Source organism: Arthrobacter sp. 18067 (assembly GCF_902706295.1).
Taxonomy (GTDB): Bacteria; Actinomycetota; Actinomycetes; order Actinomycetales; family Micrococcaceae; genus Arthrobacter.
On record NZ_CACSJJ010000128.1, the window covers coordinates 1 to 382 of the forward strand.

The following is a 382-nucleotide window of genomic DNA, read 5'->3' on the forward strand; positions in this document are numbered from 1 at the left end:
GTACTGGAGTTGCGCCGCCGGATGGGCTATGCCATTCAATCTATTGGCCTGTTCCCCCACTGGAGCGTGGCGCAAAACATCGCTACCGTGCCGCAATTACAAAAATGGTCGCGGGCACGGATTGACGATCGTATCGACGAATTAATGGCGCTACTGGGGCTGGAGTCAAATTTGCGTGAGCGTTATCCGCATCAGCTTTCCGGTGGTCAGCAGCAACGTGTGGGAGTGGCCCGTGCACTGGCTGCCGATCCGCAAGTCTTACTGATGGATGAACCTTTTGGCGCACTGGACCCGGTAACGCGCGGCGCGTTGCAACAAGAGATGACGCGCATTCACCGTTTGCTGGGGCGCACTATTGTGCTGGTCACTCATGATATTGATG

General features: G+C 56.3%; 1 pseudogene. It reads left to right on the top strand.

The annotated features are described in order from the left end of the window. Positions 1-382: pseudogene (gene yehX / locus GVL04_RS24405) on the top strand (glycine betaine ABC transporter ATP binding protein YehX); the annotation flags it as partial.